Annotated in this window: 16 protein-coding genes; 1 reads left to right on the forward strand and 15 read right to left on the reverse strand. The window is 60.6% G+C overall.

The annotated features are described in order from the left end of the window. Window positions 1-94 precede the first annotated feature (94 nt). The 4 genes from TK06_RS15675 to TK06_RS15685 all read right to left on the reverse strand — a co-directional run bounded on the left by TK06_RS15675 (window position 95) and on the right by TK06_RS15685 (window position 4271). Window positions 95-1201, reverse strand: coding sequence for an NADH:flavin oxidoreductase/NADH oxidase (locus tag TK06_RS15675; RefSeq protein ID WP_063322819.1), 1107 nt, complete (start codon window positions 1199-1201; stop codon window positions 95-97). A 391-nt stretch (window positions 1202-1592) separates the two neighbouring features. Next, window positions 1593-1775 carry a hypothetical protein gene (locus TK06_RS32450; RefSeq protein ID WP_153044841.1) on the reverse strand — a complete coding sequence of 61 codons (183 nt, stop codon included), beginning with the start codon at window positions 1773-1775 and terminating at the stop codon, window positions 1593-1595. 85 nt (window positions 1776-1860) lie between these two features. Beyond that, window positions 1861-3570, reverse strand: a complete 1710-nt coding sequence (gene recJ / locus TK06_RS15680; protein ID WP_063322820.1) for a single-stranded-DNA-specific exonuclease RecJ — start codon at window positions 3568-3570, stop codon at window positions 1861-1863. 158 nt (window positions 3571-3728) lie between these two features. Continuing rightward, window positions 3729-4271, reverse strand: coding sequence for a YaeQ family protein (locus TK06_RS15685; protein WP_003198109.1), 543 nt, complete (start codon window positions 4269-4271; stop codon window positions 3729-3731). A 147-nt stretch (window positions 4272-4418) separates the two neighbouring features. On the opposite strand from TK06_RS15685, the gene TK06_RS15690 reads away from it, so the two are divergent. Then, the gene (locus TK06_RS15690) at window positions 4419-5618 is read left to right on the forward strand and encodes a CaiB/BaiF CoA transferase family protein (protein ID WP_063322821.1); all 1200 of its coding nucleotides are present in this window, start codon (window positions 4419-4421) and stop codon (window positions 5616-5618) included. Window positions 5619-5852: 234 nt separating this feature from the next. Here TK06_RS15690 and TK06_RS15695 read toward each other — a convergent pair whose 3' ends face one another. The 11 genes from TK06_RS15695 to ffh all read right to left on the reverse strand — a co-directional run bounded on the left by TK06_RS15695 (window position 5853) and on the right by ffh (window position 16410). Beyond that, window positions 5853-6140, reverse strand: a complete 288-nt coding sequence (locus TK06_RS15695; RefSeq protein WP_063322822.1) for a DUF3509 domain-containing protein — start codon at window positions 6138-6140, stop codon at window positions 5853-5855. A 184-nt stretch (window positions 6141-6324) separates the two neighbouring features. After that, complete coding sequence (locus tag TK06_RS15700) at window positions 6325-7695, reverse strand: transporter substrate-binding domain-containing protein (RefSeq protein ID WP_063322823.1); 1371 nt, start codon at window positions 7693-7695, stop codon at window positions 6325-6327. 121 nt (window positions 7696-7816) lie between these two features. Then, on the reverse strand, window positions 7817-9226 hold the full coding sequence (gene thrC, locus TK06_RS15705; RefSeq protein ID WP_063322824.1) for a threonine synthase: 1410 nt from the start codon (window positions 9224-9226) through the stop codon (window positions 7817-7819). A gap of 104 nt (window positions 9227-9330) precedes the next feature. Then, a complete protein-coding gene (locus TK06_RS15710; RefSeq protein ID WP_003198098.1) occupies window positions 9331-10635 on the reverse strand; it encodes a homoserine dehydrogenase in 1305 nt (434 codons plus the stop codon). A gap of 132 nt (window positions 10636-10767) precedes the next feature. Beyond that, complete coding sequence (locus tag TK06_RS15715) at window positions 10768-11499, reverse strand: DsbC family protein (RefSeq protein ID WP_063322825.1); 732 nt, start codon at window positions 11497-11499, stop codon at window positions 10768-10770. Window positions 11500-11807: 308 nt separating this feature from the next. After that, window positions 11808-12704 carry a site-specific tyrosine recombinase XerD gene (xerD, locus tag TK06_RS15720; RefSeq protein WP_003198093.1) on the reverse strand — a complete coding sequence of 299 codons (897 nt, stop codon included), beginning with the start codon at window positions 12702-12704 and terminating at the stop codon, window positions 11808-11810. A 133-nt stretch (window positions 12705-12837) separates the two neighbouring features. Further along, entirely contained in the window at window positions 12838-13188 is a 351-nt protein-coding gene (rplS, locus tag TK06_RS15725; protein ID WP_063322826.1) for a 50S ribosomal protein L19, read from the reverse strand. Window positions 13189-13233: 45 nt separating this feature from the next. Beyond that, the gene (gene trmD / locus TK06_RS15730) at window positions 13234-14007 is read right to left on the reverse strand and encodes a tRNA (guanosine(37)-N1)-methyltransferase TrmD (RefSeq protein WP_170845966.1); all 774 of its coding nucleotides are present in this window, start codon (window positions 14005-14007) and stop codon (window positions 13234-13236) included. Further along, a complete protein-coding gene (gene rimM, locus TK06_RS15735) occupies window positions 13989-14525 on the reverse strand; it encodes a ribosome maturation factor RimM (protein WP_058544503.1) in 537 nt (178 codons plus the stop codon). Before rimM ends, trmD begins: the two co-directional genes overlap by 19 nt. A 5-nt stretch (window positions 14526-14530) precedes the next feature. Continuing rightward, a complete protein-coding gene (rpsP, locus tag TK06_RS15740; RefSeq protein WP_003198088.1) occupies window positions 14531-14782 on the reverse strand; it encodes a 30S ribosomal protein S16 in 252 nt (83 codons plus the stop codon). A 251-nt stretch (window positions 14783-15033) separates the two neighbouring features. Further along, window positions 15034-16410 carry a signal recognition particle protein gene (gene ffh, locus TK06_RS15745; protein ID WP_003198085.1) on the reverse strand — a complete coding sequence of 459 codons (1377 nt, stop codon included), beginning with the start codon at window positions 16408-16410 and terminating at the stop codon, window positions 15034-15036. Window positions 16411-16436: the final 26 nt, after the last annotated feature.

Genomic DNA, 16436 nt, shown 5'->3' on the forward strand with positions numbered 1-16436 from the left:
CTTGCTCGCGATGAGGCAAGTACAGGCACCGGCATTTCAGCCAGACAAGCAAAAGCCCCGGCCAACCCGACCGGGGCTTTGTTTTATCCCTCACTCAATCGCGCAAATCCGACTCGTGAATCGGCTGGTCCCGATGCGTTGCCCGCTGGTACTGCGCGGGCCACGTGGCCTTGCGTCCGCCCAGGTCATCGTCGGCATGCAGGGCCCAGTACGGATCGCGCAACAATTCGCGGGCCAGGAAGATGATATCGGCCTGGCAGGTGCGCAGGATGTGTTCGGCCTGGGCTGGTTCGGTGATCATGCCGACGGTGCCGGTGGCGATTTCCGACTCCTTGCGCACCCGCTCGGCAAAGCGCGTCTGGTAACCCGGGCCGGTGGGAATTTCCGCATTGGCGGCCGTGCCACCCGATGACACATCGATCAAATCCACTCCCAGGGCCCTGAACCGCCGTGCCAGCTCCACGGTTTCGTCCGGGTTCCACCCGTCCTCGACCCAATCGGTGGCAGAAACGCGAACGAACACCGGCAGTTCTTCAGGCCATACGGCCCGCACCGCTTCGGTGACTTGCAGCACGAGGCGGATGCGATTCTCGAACGAGCCGCCATATTGATCGCGCCGCTGATTGCTCAAGGGCGAGAGGAACTGATGCAACAGATAACCATGGGCCGCGTGGACCTCAACCACCTTGAAGCCGGCCGTGAGAGCACGCTTGGCCGAGTCCACGAAGGCCTGGATCACCCCGGCGATCTGCCCTTCGTCCAGTTGGACCGGCTGGGTGTGCTGCGGGTCGAAGGCAATCGGCGATGGGCCAACCGGCACCCAACCGCCGTCAGCCGGTTTTACGCTGCCATGCTTGCCCAGCCAGGGTCGCCAGGTGCTGGCCTTGCGTCCGGCATGGGCCAGTTGTATGCCCGGCACGGCCCCTTGGGCGGTGATGAACCGGGTGATGCGTTGCAAGGGTTCGATCTGTTCATCATTCCACAGCCCCAGGTCCTGGGCAGTGATGCGACCGTCGGCGGTGACGGCGGTGGCTTCGGTGAACACCAGGCCGGCACCGCCCACGGCACGGCTGCCCAAGTGCACCAGGTGCCAATCGTTGGCCAGGCCATCGGTGCTCGAATACTGGCACATCGGCGATACCGCGATGCGATTGGGCAGGGTCAATTGGCGAAGGGTATAGGGTTCCAGCAGCAGACTCATGGGGCACCTCTCGAATCAGTGGGCAGGCTCCAGGGTTCTGTTTGAAAAGTCGACGTGTGACAAAAGGTGCAACACCCGCCCCCGCGGGCAAAAAATTCGACAAGACGTCACAAGGGCTATCAAGCAGTGCTTAGAGCCTAGTCGACAACCCGCAGGGACGGAGGGTTCAGAACTTAAAAACCGACGGTGTGACGCAAGCGCCTCCCCCTGTGGCGAGGGAGCTTGCTCCCGCTGGGCTGCGCAGCAGCCCCCTCTCAAGCTCACTCAATCAACCTGATCCACCGCGTCGCCAGGTTCTAGGGCCGCTGCGCGCCCCAGCGGGAGCAAGCTCCCTCGCCACGGGAATTGGGCACGGCGTGGGTTAAGGGAATGCCTCGAATCGGTGTCAGCTTCAAGAGCAAATCGGTTGGTCGACCGGAATGCTTTTGAGCTTTTGAGCTTTTGAGCTTTTGAGCTTTTGAGCTTTTGAGCTTTTGAGCTTTTGAGCTTTTGGGCTTTTGAGCTTTTGGGCTTTTGTGGCGAGGGAGCTTGCTCCCGCTGGGCTGCGCAGCAGCCCCCTCTCAAGCTCACTCAATCAACCTGATCCACCGCGTCGCCGGGCTCCAGGGCCGCTGCGCGCCCCAGCGGGAGCAAGCTCCCTCGCCACAAAGGCCCATCGGCTAGCGCGGTTCGATATGGGCAATCATCAACTGCACCGTTTCCTGGCCGCGGAACTCGTTGAGGTCGAGCTTGTAGGCCAGTTCCACCCAGCGCACGGTAGGGTTGGGCCAGATCTCGCGGTCGATGCCGAAGGCAATGCCGTCGAGCTTCACCGAGCCGCACTCGCTCTTGAGAATGACCTTCAGGTGCCGTTCGCCCACCACGCGTTGTTCGACCAACTGGAACACACCATGGAACATCGGCTCCGGGAAATGCTGGCCCCAGGGACCGGCATGGCGCAGCGCCCGGGCCAGCTCGAGGTGGAATTCCTCCACCGCCAGGGTGCCATCCGACAACAGCCGGCCGGTCAGGTCTTCTTCGCGCAACTGCCGGCGCACTTCCGCATCGAACGCCTCGGCGAACAACGGAAAATTCGCTTCCGGCAGCGTCAGCCCCGCAGCCATGGCGTGACCGCCGTACTTGCTGATCAAGGTGGGATGCTGCGCCGCCACCACACTCAGCGCATCACGAATGTGAAAGCCCGGCACCGAGCGCCCCGAGCCCTTGAGCAAGCCGTCCCCGGCATCGGCAAAAGCAATGGTCGGACGGAAATAGCGCTCTTTCATCCGCGAGGCGAGAATGCCGATGACCCCCTGGTGCCACTGCGGATCGAACAGGCACAAGCCGAACGGCATCGACTCCACCGGCAGGTCCTTGAGCTGGGCCAGGGCTTCGCGCTGCATGCCCTGCTCGATGGACTTGCGGTCCTGGTTCATGCCGTCCAGTTGCGCCGCCATCTCCCGCGCCAGGGCCGGATCGTCGGTGAGCAGGCACTCGATGCCCAGGCTCATGTCGTCCAGGCGCCCTGCCGCATTCAGACGCGGCCCGAGGATAAAGCCGAGGTCGGTGGAGGTGATACGCGAAGCGTCGCGCTTGGCCACTTCCAGGATTGCCTTGATGCCGGGCCGGGCACGCCCGGCGCGAATCCGTTCCAGGCCCTGATGCACCAGGATCCGGTTATTCGCGTCCAGGGGCACCACGTCGGCCACGCTGCCCAGGGCCACCAGGTCGAGCAATTCGCCGATGTTCGGCTGAGGTGTACTGGCATACCACCCCAGGCTGCGCAGACGCGCCCGCAGGGCCATCAGCACATAGAAAATCACCCCGACACCCGCCAGGGCCTTGCTCGGGAACTCGCAGCCCGGCTGATTCGGATTGACGATGGCATCGGCTGCCGGCAGTTCGAGGCCGGGCAAGTGATGGTCGGTGACCAGCACCTGGAGCCCCGCCGCTTTCGCCGCCGCCACGCCTTCCACACTGGAAATACCGTTATCCACGGTGATCAGCAACTGCGGTTCGCGGGCCAAGGCGACTTCGACGATTTCCGGGGTCAGCCCGTAGCCATATTCGAAGCGATTGGGCACCAGGTAGTCGACATGGGCCGCACCGAGCAGGCGCAACCCGAGCATGCCCACGGTGCTGGCGGTCGCGCCATCAGCATCGAAGTCGCCCACGATCAGGATGCGTTGGCGTTGTTCCAGCGCCGTCACCAGCAGATCCACCGCGGCGTCGATCCCCTTGAGCTGCTGAAAGGGAATCAAGCGCGCCAGGCTCTTGTCCAGTTCGGCCTCGGACTGCACACCACGTGCAGCGTACAGGCGGGTCAACAGGGGCGGCAGGTCACCGAGAAATGGCAGGGTGTCGGGCAGTTGGCGGGGTTCTATGCGCATGGGGTGACGGACATTTCTCTATTTTTTGGATCCTGGACTGTGGCGAGGGAGCTTGCTCCCGCTGGGCTGCGAAGCGGCCCCTTTTTGTGGGTGCTGCGCACCCAAGCGGGAGCAAGCTCCCTCGCCACAATGAGTTCACTCAATACCGGGTCAACGGCTCAACCACGCTCGCCCAGCAACCATTGCAGCTGGACTTCATGCTGACCACGGTCGTCGGTCACGAAAATCGTGCCCTCACTGATCATCACATCCCACTTGATCACCCGGGGCATGTCCTGGGCCAGGGTTTCGAGCACTTCCTGGGGCACAGCGGCGATGTTGACGTTCTTCAGGTTCTTGACCGCCGGGATCACCTTGCCTTCCCACACCCGCAGGCTGCCGTAAGCCAGCAGGCTGGTGCGCTCGGTCCGGCGCGAGCACCAGGTCAGGCGATCGGCATCCGGCTGGCCGACTTCGATCCAGTGCAGCACACGGTCATCCAGGCTTTTTTCCCACAGCGCAGGCTCGTCGACGTCTGACAGGCCACGACCAAACGCCAGCAGCTCGTTGTACCAGAACGCGTAGGCCAGCAGACGCACGGTCATGCGCTCTTCGGTTTCCGAAGGGTGGCGGGCGATGGTCTGCTTCACATTCTCATACACATTGCGGTCGAGATCGGTGAGGTTCAGTTCAAACTTGTAAGTCGTGGACGGCTGGGCCATGAACGGGCTTCTTGATACGAGGAAAGGCGGCAAGTCTAACCGATGACGCGGGCAATCCACGAATTGCCGACCATCAACCTACGGCGACTGACGCTGGCCTATGATAAAACGCTCTATTCGTTCTGCCTTTGTCCTACAGGATCTGTCATGTCGCTTACTGCCAAACCCCTTGCCGGCGTCAAAGTCATCGAACTCGGCACCTTGATCGCCGGGCCTTTCGCCTCGCGCATCTGCGGCGAATTCGGTGCCGAAGTCATCAAGGTCGAATCGCCCGACGGCGGTGACCCCCTGCGAAAGTGGCGCAAGCTATACGAAGGCACCTCGCTGTGGTGGTTCGTCCAGGCACGCAACAAGAAGTCCCTGACTTTGAACCTCAAGCACCCTGAAGGCCTGGCGATCCTGAAAAAACTGCTCGGCGAAGCCGATATCCTGATCGAGAATTTTCGCCCCGGCGTCCTGGAAAAGCTCGGCCTGGGCTGGGATGTCCTGCACGCGCTGAACCCGAAACTGGTGATGGTGCGGCTTTCGGGCTTCGGCCAGACCGGGCCGATGAAAGATCAGCCGGGGTTTGGCGCGGTGGGCGAATCCATGGGCGGCCTGCGCTACATCACCGGCTTCGAGGACCGCCCGCCAGTGCGTACCGGGATTTCCATCGGCGACTCCATCGCCGCCCTCTGGGGCGTGATCGGCGCATTGATGGCCCTGCGTCACCGCGAGATCAACGGCGGCACCGGGCAAGTGGTGGACGTGGCCCTGTACGAGGCGATTTTCGCCATGATGGAAAGCATGGTGCCGGAGTTCGATGTGTTCGGCTTCATCCGTGAGCGCACCGGCAACATCATGCCCGGCATCACCCCCTCGTCCATCCACACCAGCTCTGACGGAAAGCACGTGCAGATTGGCGCCAACGGCGACGCAATCTTCAAGCGCTTCATGCAGATCATTGGCCGCGACGACCTGGCCAATGACCCGCAACTGGCCAGCAACGATGGCCGTGACAGCCGCCGCGACGAGCTGTACGGTGTCATCGATCGCTGGGTCAACGCGCTGCCGCTCGATAGCGTTATCGACCAATTGAACCAGGCCGGAGTGCCGGCCAGTCGGATCTTCAGCGCCGAGGATATGTTCAGCGACCCACAGTTTCTGGCCCGTGAAATGTTCCTGCAGGCCAAGTTGCCGGACGGCAAGGCGTTCAAGATGCCGGGAATCGTACCGAAACTCTCCGACACCCCGGGCACCTCCGAATGGGTCGGGCCGGCGCTGGGTGAACACAACGCACAAGTGCTCGGCGAGCTTGGCTACGATGCACAGCAGATCGCCAAGCTGCGCACCGAGGGTGCCATTTGACACACCGCAGCAGGCCGTCACAGAAGATCAGACCTGTGGGAGCGCCTGACAGAACGCGCTAAAAACGTAAAAGCCAGGCAAAAAGAAACCCCGAGAAGTGGGGAGACGACTCGGGGTTAAACGTGACCATTCATGGTCCGTACAACAAGCGACAAGCACCGGAGCACAATGCTTGCTCTTGTTGGTAAAGAGTCTGACTCGTCAGGACGTAGGAAGGTTCCCACAACCCCCCAGTCAATTCGCCCCGACCATGACCTTGTCGCGCGCCAGATTGCGCAGCGCCGCAATCACACAGGGCTCCAGGCGGCCCTCGGCAATCAATACATCGCGATGCAGGCCATCGACCACATCCGTCAACTGACGCTTGTCGGTCAATTGGGCCTGATTGAACACTCGCTCGACCATGATGGCCCCGGAGGCATTCTTCAGCGTCACCAGGCATTCGCCCTTGGCGCCGGAGGGAGTCAGCGTGACCAGATACGGGCTCAAAGCCTCACTCAGCAATAGGCTGATACTTTCCATTCGCTCACCCTTCAATAGTCCGAAAACAACTGCATGTTCACAGTAAGTGACCGTGGGCCGCAGCAGAAAGTTCGTCAGCGCACCGGACCGGCACGCCTCCAACCTGTTCAACCGAGCATGCGCGCCCAATATGACAGGCAAACAACAGCCTTCTCTTGAGGCCTTGGCGTGGTGACGGTCGGCGTCAGGCCATCAACTTGTCGCAACGGCGCCGCCGACGCCCGGCATCGGTCCAGCCCCCCAGAATGCCGCGCAACTGCCCATCAGCCCCATAGAAGGGCACCGACCAATGATAGATTTCCCGCAAGCCGCTGCTGAACATCAATTGCCGGTCGAAGAACCGAGACTGGCCGGTGCGCAATTGCTCCATCACCTCCCCATGGAGCAACTCGGCGGTGGCCGGTGGAAATGCCGCCGAATCCGTCAGCCGCGTGCCCCGCAGCTTTTCGAAGCGGGTCGCTAACTGGTCCTCGTAGCTTTTGTTGCACATGACCAGGCGCCCTTCCAGATCCCGGATGAAAATCGGGTCGGGAATGGCGTCCATCAAGGCGCGTTGGAGCATCAATTGGTCCTTGAGGACCGCCTCAGCCTTGAGACGCTGGTCGATCTGTATCTGCAGACGGCGGTTCCATAGCAGGGACAGGAGGCCGAACACCACGACCACGGTCACGCACCAGTACCCCCAGCGGGAAAACCGCTCCCAGATCGATGGCGCCGGCGCGGGTGTGCTGCCGGCCATCCATTTGGAACGCAGCGCGCGCATGTCCTTGGCCGGGAAGGCTTCCAGGGCTTTGTTCAAGATGCTCAGCAGCACGGCCAGGTCCTGGCGTACCGCGAGGTAGTCAGGTTCCCACTTGCCCTCAAGCCCCCTTCCTACCTGCAATTGCCCCGCCGGATAGAGATGCACCCCGGTTTCATTTTCGATGGTGGCATAGGCCTCCCGACTCTCGACCAATGCCCGCGCCTCGCCATAGGTCTTGGTCGTGCGCAATTTGATGGCCGGGTAGTCGCGCCTGATCTCCGCTTCCAGGGCATGCCGCGCCGGCAACGCCAGGACCTTCCCTTCCAGCTGTTCCAGCGAATGGAGGATCGACTCTCCGTCACGGCCAACAAATACCCAGCCCGAGCCACCAAATGCATGGCTGAAGCTCAGGAAATCCCTGCGTTCGTCATTCATCGCCAAGAGGGTCGTCATGTCGGCTTCGCTGTTCTCCAGCATCGTCAGCAACTCGCCGGGGGAGAACGACTCCCGATGCACGAACTCAAGGCCAGTCATTTGCGAGATGCGCTGGAGAATGTCGTGGTTCAGACCGTTCCACTGCCCCAGTTCATTCTTGAACAGGTACAGCGGAAACTGCATCGTGGCCACGATGACGCGTGGGTTCTCCTTGATCCACTTCAATTCCTGCGCATCCAATACCAGCCGCTCGCCAGGATTGAACGGCGGCGTTTCGAAAGCCGCCAACTGCGTCGCATTGCCCCCTTGCACCCAGTGCATCAGGGCCAGGCCCATTACCCAGCCCCGGGCTGGCTTGCATTTGCTAAAAAACGACATCTGCATTTCCTTCGAGATGACTCGCCCGTCCCTCCAAGGGGCGAAAACCTGATCAGTTTGGCATGCAGAAACAAGAAAGCCCGTCAGGAGACGGGCTTCAAAATGTGACAGGTCTAGGCTATCAGAGCGGCTTGCCGCGGTTGCCATGCTGGCTGACAAAGGCCTGCACAGCCTTCAAGTCGTTGGGCAACACGGTGCAACGCTCATCTCGCTCAAACAAATCAGAAAGATGTGCAGGTAGTTCAAGCGCTTTTCCTACACCGGCTTTCTCCACGGCTTCCGGGAACTTGACCGGATGCGCCGTGCCGAGAATCACCATCGGGATGTCCAGGCTACGACGGCACTCACGAGCGGCCCTGACGCCAATGGCCGTGTGCGGATCGAGCAGCTCGCCGCTCTGCGCGAACACCTCGGCGATGGTTTCGCAAGTCTGCTCATCGTCCACGGCCAGGGAGTCGAACAACTTGCGGGCTTCGGTCCAGCGCTCAGGCTCGACGCTGAAACCGCCGCCCTGGCGGAAGCTGTCCATCAGGCCGGCAATCGCCGCACCATTGCGACCGTGCAGGTCGAACAGCAAGCGTTCGAAGTTCGACGACACCATGATGTCCATCGAAGGCGACAGCGTGGCGTGCAGGGTTTCCTTCACGTACTGGTTGCCGCTCATGAAGCGGTGCAGGATGTCGTTGCGGTTGGTGGCGACGATCAATTGATTGATCGGCAGGCCCATGTTGCGCGCCAGGTAACCGGCGAAAATATCGCCGAAGTTGCCGGTCGGCACCGAGAATGACACGGAGCGGGCCGGGCCGCCCAATTGCAGGGCCGCGTGGAAGTAATAAACGATCTGGGCCATGATCCGCGCCCAGTTGATCGAGTTCACCGCCACCAGCCGCGTGCCCTTGAGGAAGCTCTGGTCGGCGAAACTGGCCTTGACCATTTCCTGGCAGTCATCGAAGTTGCCTTCGATGGCGATGTTGTGGATGTTATCGCCAAAAATCGTCGTCATCTGCCGACGTTGCACTTCCGAGACCCGGTTGTGCGGGTGCAGGATGAAAATGTCGACGTTTTCGCAATGCTTGCAGCCTTCGATGGCCGCCGAACCGGTGTCGCCGGAAGTGGCACCGACGATCACCACACGCTCGCCACGCTTTTGCAGCACGTAGTCCAGCAGGCGACCGAGCAATTGCAGGGCGAAGTCCTTGAACGCCAGGGTAGGGCCGTGAAACAGCTCCATGACCCATTCGTTACCGTTGAGCTGACGCAGCGGTGCGATGGCGTTGTGGGAAAAGACGCCATAGGTCTCTTCCAGGATTTTCTTGAAATCGGCGTCCGGGATGCTGCCGGTGACGAACGGGCGCATGACCCGGAACGCCAGCTCGTGATACGGCAGGCCGGCCCAGGAAGCGATTTCTTCCTGGGTGAAGCGCGGCAGGTTTTCCGGCACATAGAGACCGCCGTCCGTGGCCAGGCCGGCCAGGAGGACATCTTCGAAATTCAGGGCCGGTGCCTGGCCGCGGGTGCTGATATAGCGCATGGGGGCAAACCTTTGGTTTGAGCTTCGAGCTTCAAGCTGCAAGCGGCAAGTTTAAAGCGAATCGGCTTTTTACTTGTCGCTTGCGGCTCGGAGCTTGCCGCTGATTAATTCAAATGTTCAACGCGGATACGGACCACCGGGCCAACGACACCCTGGAGCGCTTCCAACGCCGCAATAGCGTCGTTGATGCGCTGCTCGACCACACGGTGGGTCAGCAGGATCATCGGCACCAGGCCGTCGTGTTCCTCGACTTCCTTCTGCATGATCGACTCGATGTTGATACCGCGTTCCGAGAGAATGCTCGCCACTTGGGCCAGCACACCCGGATGGTCCTTGGCCTGGATACGCAGGTAGTAGGAGCTTTCGCATGCCTCGATCGGAAGAATCGGGTGAGCCGACAACGAGTCTGGCTGGAAGGCCAGGTGCGGCACACGGTTTTCCGGGTCCGAGGTCATGGCGCGAACCACATCCACCAGGTCGGCGATCACCGAAGAGGCCGTCGGTTCCATGCCCGCACCGGCGCCGTAGAACAGCGTCGAGCCGGAGGCGTCGCCGTTGACCATCACCGCGTTCATCACACCGTTGACGTTGGCGATCAGGCGATCGGCCGGGATCAAGGTCGGGTGCACGCGCAGCTCGATGCCATTGGCGGTGCTGCGCGCCACGCCCAGGTGCTTGATGCGATAGCCCAAGGCTTCGGCGTAATTCACGTCAGCGGTGGTCAGCTTGGTGATGCCTTCGGTGTAGGCCTTGTCGAACTGCAACGGGATGCCGAACGCAATGGAGGCCAGGATCGTCAGCTTGTGCGCTGCGTCGATGCCTTCCACGTCGAACGTCGGATCAGCCTCTGCGTAGCCCAGGGCCTGGGCTTCGGCGAGCACGTCTTCGAAGGTGCGACCCTTCTCGCGCATCTCGGTGAGGATGAAGTTGCCGGTGCCGTTGATGATCCCCGCGACCCAGTTGATACGGTTGGCCGACAGGCCTTCGCGGATCGCCTTGATCACCGGGATACCACCAGCCACGGCGGCTTCGAAAGCCACGATCACGCCCTTCTCGCGGGCCTTGGCGAAAATCTCATTACCGTGAACAGCGATAAGCGCCTTGTTCGCGGTGACCACATGCTTGCCATTCTCGATGGCCTTGAGTACCAGCTCACGGGCAACGGTGTAGCCGCCGACCAGCTCTATGACGATGTCGATCTCAGGGTTCGTGGCCACTTCAAAGACATCGTTGGTAATCGCAATACCGGTCGTCTGGAACTGAGGCTTTGGCGTGCGCATGGCAATTTGTGCCACTTCGATCCCACGCCCGGCACGACGAGCAATTTCCTCGGCGTTGCGCTGAAGTACGTTGAAGGTGCCGCCACCGACGGTACCTAACCCACAGATGCCTACTTTGACCGGATTCACTCTTGACTCCCCATGAAACGGCCGACACAAGGTCGGCCGTGAAATACAGCCGCGCAGCAACGCGACTTTGTGTTTAACGGCCCGACGAAGGTTTTCGCCGAGCCGTGATCTTCAGAAGCGGATCGCCCATGATCATTTCGCGCCCAGGGCCAGTTTGGCGACTTGTGGCGCCGGCTGATAGCCCGGAATCACCTGGCCGTCGGCCAAAACGATGGCCGGCGTGCCGTTCACACCAATGGACTGGCCAAGGGCGAACTGCTTGGAAACCGGGTTCTCGCACTTGGCGGCCTTGATTTCCTTGCCATCGACCATCTTGTCCATGGCCGCTTTCTTGTCCTTGGAGCACCAGACCGCCTGCAACTGCTCATCGCCCGGCGAGCCCAGGCCCTGGCGCGGGAATGCAACATAGCGCACTTCGATGCCACGCTTGTTCAGCTCCGGCACTTCAGCGTGCAGCTTATGGCAATACGGGCAGGTGGTGTCGGTGAACACGGTGATGTGGGACTTGGTCTCGCCAATGGCCGGATAGACCACGGTTTCAGCAACTGGAATGCCGTTGATCAACTTGGAAATGCCCTGGCGCTCGGTCATCTCGGTGAGATTGACCGGCTTGCCGTCCTTGAGCTCGAACAGGTTGCCCTGGACGATGTACTGACCGTCGGCGCTGGCGTAAAGCACGCGGCTACCCTTGAGCTTGACCTCATACAGGCCAGCCATGGGACTGGCCGAGATGGTTTCGATCGGCACTTCGAGCTGAAGGTTTTCCAGGCTCTTGCGGATAGCCTTGTCGGCCGCGTCGTCGGCGATGGCAAAGGTACTGGCCAGCGCAATGGCGGCGGCGGTGAACATCTGGATCAAACGCATGGGGACTCCTGAGGCGAACAAATGAGACGGGAAACGCCGACCCGCAGATTCGGGTTCCAACCGCCCACTGTGCAAACCGGGAAAGCCTACCACATAAGGCCCGCGTGACCGAATGCACCTGTCGCAAGACAACATGCATTGTACGAGGCCCAGGAACTGGGTGGCGAGGGAGCTTGCTCCCGCTGGGGCGCGTAGCGGCCCTGGAGCCTGACACCACGAACCTCCAGAAAAAACGGGGGTTTTCCATGAGCGACTGCTGCGCAGCCGAGCGGGAGCAAGCTCCCTCGCCACAAAAAGCGATGCAACACCTATCCACGCGGGTGATGCTTGGCATGCAAGTCCTGCAACCGCGCCCGGGCGACGTGGGTGTAGATCTGGGTAGTGGACAGGTCGCTGTGGCCGAGCAGCATCTGCACCACCCGCAGGTCGGCGCCGTGGTTGAGCAGGTGCGTGGCGAAGGCATGGCGCAAGGTGTGGGGCGAGAGGGATTTGTTGATTCCGGCCACCTTGGCCTGGTGCTTGATGCGGTGCCAGAACGTCTGGCGGGTCATCTGCTCGCCGCGCAGGCTGGGGAACAGCACGTCGCTGGGGCGCCCGCCCAGCAGTTCGTGGCGGGCATCGCGCATGTAGCGCTCGACCCAGACAATCGCTTCCTCACCCATCGGCACCAGGCGTTCCTTGCTGCCTTTGCCCATCACCCGCAGCACGCCCTGGCGCAGATTGACCTGTTCCAGCGTCAAGCTGATCAACTCGGTGACCCGCAGGCCGCAGGCGTACAAGACTTCCAGCATGGCCCGGTCGCGCTGACCAATGGCTTCGCTGAGGTCGGGGGCCGCCAGCAACGCTTCCACATCGGCTTCCGAGAGGGACTTGGGCAATGGACGCCCCAATTGCGGCATCTCCACGCGCAAGGTCGGGTCCACCGCAATCAATTTTTCCCGCAGCAAATAGCGATAAAAACCACGCAAGCCAGAGAGAAACCGCGCCGTCGAGCGCGGTTTGTAGTTCTGCTCCAGGCGCCACGCCAAGTGATCGAGGATCAATTCCCGGCCGGCATTGATCAGCTCCAGGTGGTTTTCCTGCAACCAACCGTTGAACAGCGCCAGGTCACTGCGATAAGCATCACGGGTGTTATCGGACAACCCCTTTTCCAGCCACAGGGCGTCGAGAAACTGGTCTATCAGCGGATGATCGATGGCGGGCATAAGAACTCTTGAAGGATGCGGGCACACCCAGCATCAAAATGGCAAATGAAGCTATGCAGGGTGCTCAAAGCGCAAATCGCAGGCAACAAAAAAGCAGCCCGCAGGCTGCTTTTTTTTGCATCGGAAGCTGGACTTAAGCCAGTTTTTCCTTGATGCGAGCTGCTTTACCCGACAGGTCACGCAGGTAGTACAGCTTGGCTTTACGTACGTCACCGCGACGCTTGACAGCCATGCTGTCGATTTGCGGGCTGTAGGTCTGGAAAGTACGCTCTACGCCAACACCGTTGGAGATTTTACGAACGGTGAATGCACTGTTCACGCCGCGGTTACGCTTGGCGATAACGACGCCTTCGAACGCTTGCAGACGGGAACGGTCGCCTTCCTTCACTTTCACCTGAACGACAACGGTGTCGCCTGGGGCAAAGGTAGGGATTTCTTTGGTCATCTGCTCTGCTTCGAGTGCAAGGATGATTTTGTTAGTCATGCTGTGCTCCTAAGGCAAGTCGTCGGACTCACCATCGATACGTTGTTAACTATCGTCCCGCTCGCGGATGTATTCCTCGAGCAGCTTCTTCTCTTCTCCAGAAAGCGAGCGGCTTTCCAGAAGATCGGCGCGTCGTTCATAGGTCCGACCAAGGGACTGCTGTAAACGCCAACGCCGGATGTGCGCGTGGTTGCCACTTAGCAACACGTCGGGAACACGCTGATCCGCATACACCTCCGGTCGGGTGTAGTGCGGGCAATCCAGCAGACCATCCGTAAAGGAATCTTCCTCAGCGGAATCTGCATGCCCTAAAGCTCCAGGCAGCAGTCGTGTAACCGCATCGATCAGGACCATCGCCGGCAGCTCGCCGCCAGACAATACATAGTCGCCAATCGACCACTCTTCATCGACATGAGCTTCAATGAAACGCTCGTCAATGCCTTCATAACGGCCGGCAATCAGGATCAATGCATCCGAATTCGCCAGCTCGCGTACCGCCGACTGAGTCAGCTGGCGGCCTTGGGGCGACAGGTAGATCACCTTCGCACCCTCCCCGGCTGCCGTCCTGGCCTGAACCAGCGCATCTTCCAGGGGCTTGATCTTCATCACCATGCCCGGACCACCGCCAAACGGGCGATCGTCCACAGTGTGATGTCGATCCGTGGTGTAGTCCCGCGGATTCCAACAAGTGAGCTGTAACAGCTCCTGTTTCACCGCGCGGCTGGTTATGCCGTACTCGCTGATGGCGGAAAACATCTCGGGAAACAATGTGATGACTTCAACGCGCAAGTTAGCCACGTTCAGAAATCCGCATCCCATTCCACCTTCATCTCGCCTGCGGCAAGGTCGACGGCCAACACGCATTGCTCGGTATAGGGCAACAGGCGTTCGCGATCATCCAGGCTGCCGACGCAAGGCTTGACCACCATGACATCGTTCGAACCGGTCTCGAGCAGGTGATCGATTTTCCCGAGCAATTGCCCGAGGTGGTCGATGACCTTCAGACCCACCAGCTGGTACCAGTAGTACTCGCCGTCGGTCAGTTCAGGGAACAGGTTGCGCGGCACGCAGATCTCATAACCGGCCAGAAGACGCGCTTCTTCACGATCATCGAGACCCTTGAGCTTTGCGACCAGGAACTTGTCGTTCCCGCGTCCGCTGACCAGCTCCACCTGTTTCACGCTACCTTCGCGCTTGAGCGTCCAGGTTTTGTAGTCCAACAGGTTCTTGATCGGATCAGTAAAGGAATACACCTTCACTTCGCCGCGAACGCCATGTACAGAGTAGATTTTGCCGACAACGATCAAATCATCAGCATCTTTTGGCGTCGCGTTCATATTGCTCAGGCCGCAGCCTTAGCCGATTCCTTCAACAACTGAGCAACGCGCTCAGAAGGTTGTGCACCAACGCTCAGCCAGTAGGCTACGCGCTCTTGGTTCACGGACAGACGAACTTCCTGACCACGGGCAACAGGGTTGAAGAAACCAACCTGCTCCTTGTGGGAACCGTCACGCGGGTTGCGGCTGTCGGTTACGGTCAGGTGGTAAAACGGGCGCTTTTTGGAGCCGCCAAGGGCAAGACGGATTGTTAGCATGTGAACATCGTTCCTGTAGTCGGTGCTGCAAATCTAAATGCACAGCGGGCATAGGTGCCCGAAAGGCCGCATATTCTAAGGAATATCCGGACTTTTGCAAATGTCTTTTTCCGGCGCCTGGCGCCATGCGATCAAGATTTGCCATAGAGCCGTCATGAAAAACGGCAAGTCAGCTCCCGCGTAGCGCGGGTTTGCTGGAGATCCCCGCATCCGTGCGGGGCAACGCCGACATGACAGCCGGCGCAGATTCTTTACATTTTCGGCATGCCGCCGCCGGGCAACATACCGCCCATGCCGCGCATCATCTTGGCCATTCCGCCCTTGGCGGAGAATTTCTTCATCATCTTCTGCATCTGCTTGTGCTGCTTGATCAAGCGACCGATGTCCTGCACCTGGGTGCCGGAACCCATGGCGATACGGCGCTTGCGCGAACCGCTGATCAACTCAGGGTCGCGGCGCTCGGCCGGGGTCATGGAGTTGATGATGGCTTCCATCTGCTTGAACTGCTTTTCAGCCGCGCCTTGGGCGTTGCCCATCTGCGCCAGGTTCACGCCGCCGATGTTCGGCAGTTTGTCCATGAGCCCGCCGAGGCCGCCCATGTTCTTCATTTGTTGCAGCTGGTCGCGGAAGTCTTCGAGGTCGAAGCCCTTGCCCTTCTTCAGCTTCTTGGCCAGTTTGTCGGCCTTGTCCTTGTCGAGGGTCTGTTCAGCCTGCTCGATCAGGCTGAGCACGTCGCCCATGCCGAGGATGCGCGAAGCGATACGCTCGGGGTGGAACGGCTCGAGCGCTTCGCTCTTCTCGCCCATACCGATGAACTTGATCGGCTTGCCGGTGATGGCCCGTACCGACAGCGCGGCACCGCCACGGGCGTCACCGTCGACCTTGGTCAGGATCACGCCAGTCAACGGCAGCGCATCGCCGAATGCCTTGGCGGTGTTGGCCGCGTCCTGGCCGGTCATGGCATCGACCACGAACAGGGTTTCCACCGGGTTGATCGCAGCATGCAGCGCTTTGATCTCGCCCATCATCTCTTCATCGATGTGCAGGCGACCGGCGGTATCGACGATGACCACGTCGATGAATTTCAGCTTGGCTTCTTTAATAGCCGCCTGGGCGATGTCCACTGGTTTCTGGCTCAGGTCGGACGGAAAGAACGTCACGCCGATGTCGTTGGCCAGGGTTTCCAGTTGCTTGATCGCCGCCGGACGGTAGATGTCCGCCGACACCACCATCACCGACTTCTTCTTGCGCTCTTTAAGGAAGCGCGCCAGCTTGCCGGCCGTTGTGGTCTTGCCCGCGCCCTGCAGACCAGCCATCAGCACCACCGCTGGCGGTACGGCACTCAGGTTCAGGTCTTCGTTGGCGGCGCCCATCAGGCTTTCGAGTTCGGCCTGGACGATCTTCACGAACGCCTGGCCCGGTGTCAGGCTGCGCGACACTTCGGTGCCGACGGCGCGTTCCTTGACCGAATTGACGAAGTCCTTGACCACCGGCAGGGCGACGTCGGCTTCGAGCAACGCCATGCGCACTTCGCGCAGGGTGTCTTTGATGTTGTCCTCGGTCAGTTTCGCCTTGCCGGTGACATGGCGCAGCGTCTGCGAGAGACGGTCGGTTAGGTTTTCAAACATGCGCGATCCTTTCAGGCCCAGATGAG

The sequence above is a fragment of the Pseudomonas fluorescens genome, assembly GCF_001623525.1.
Taxonomy (GTDB): Bacteria; Pseudomonadota; Gammaproteobacteria; order Pseudomonadales; family Pseudomonadaceae; genus Aquipseudomonas; species Aquipseudomonas fluorescens_Q.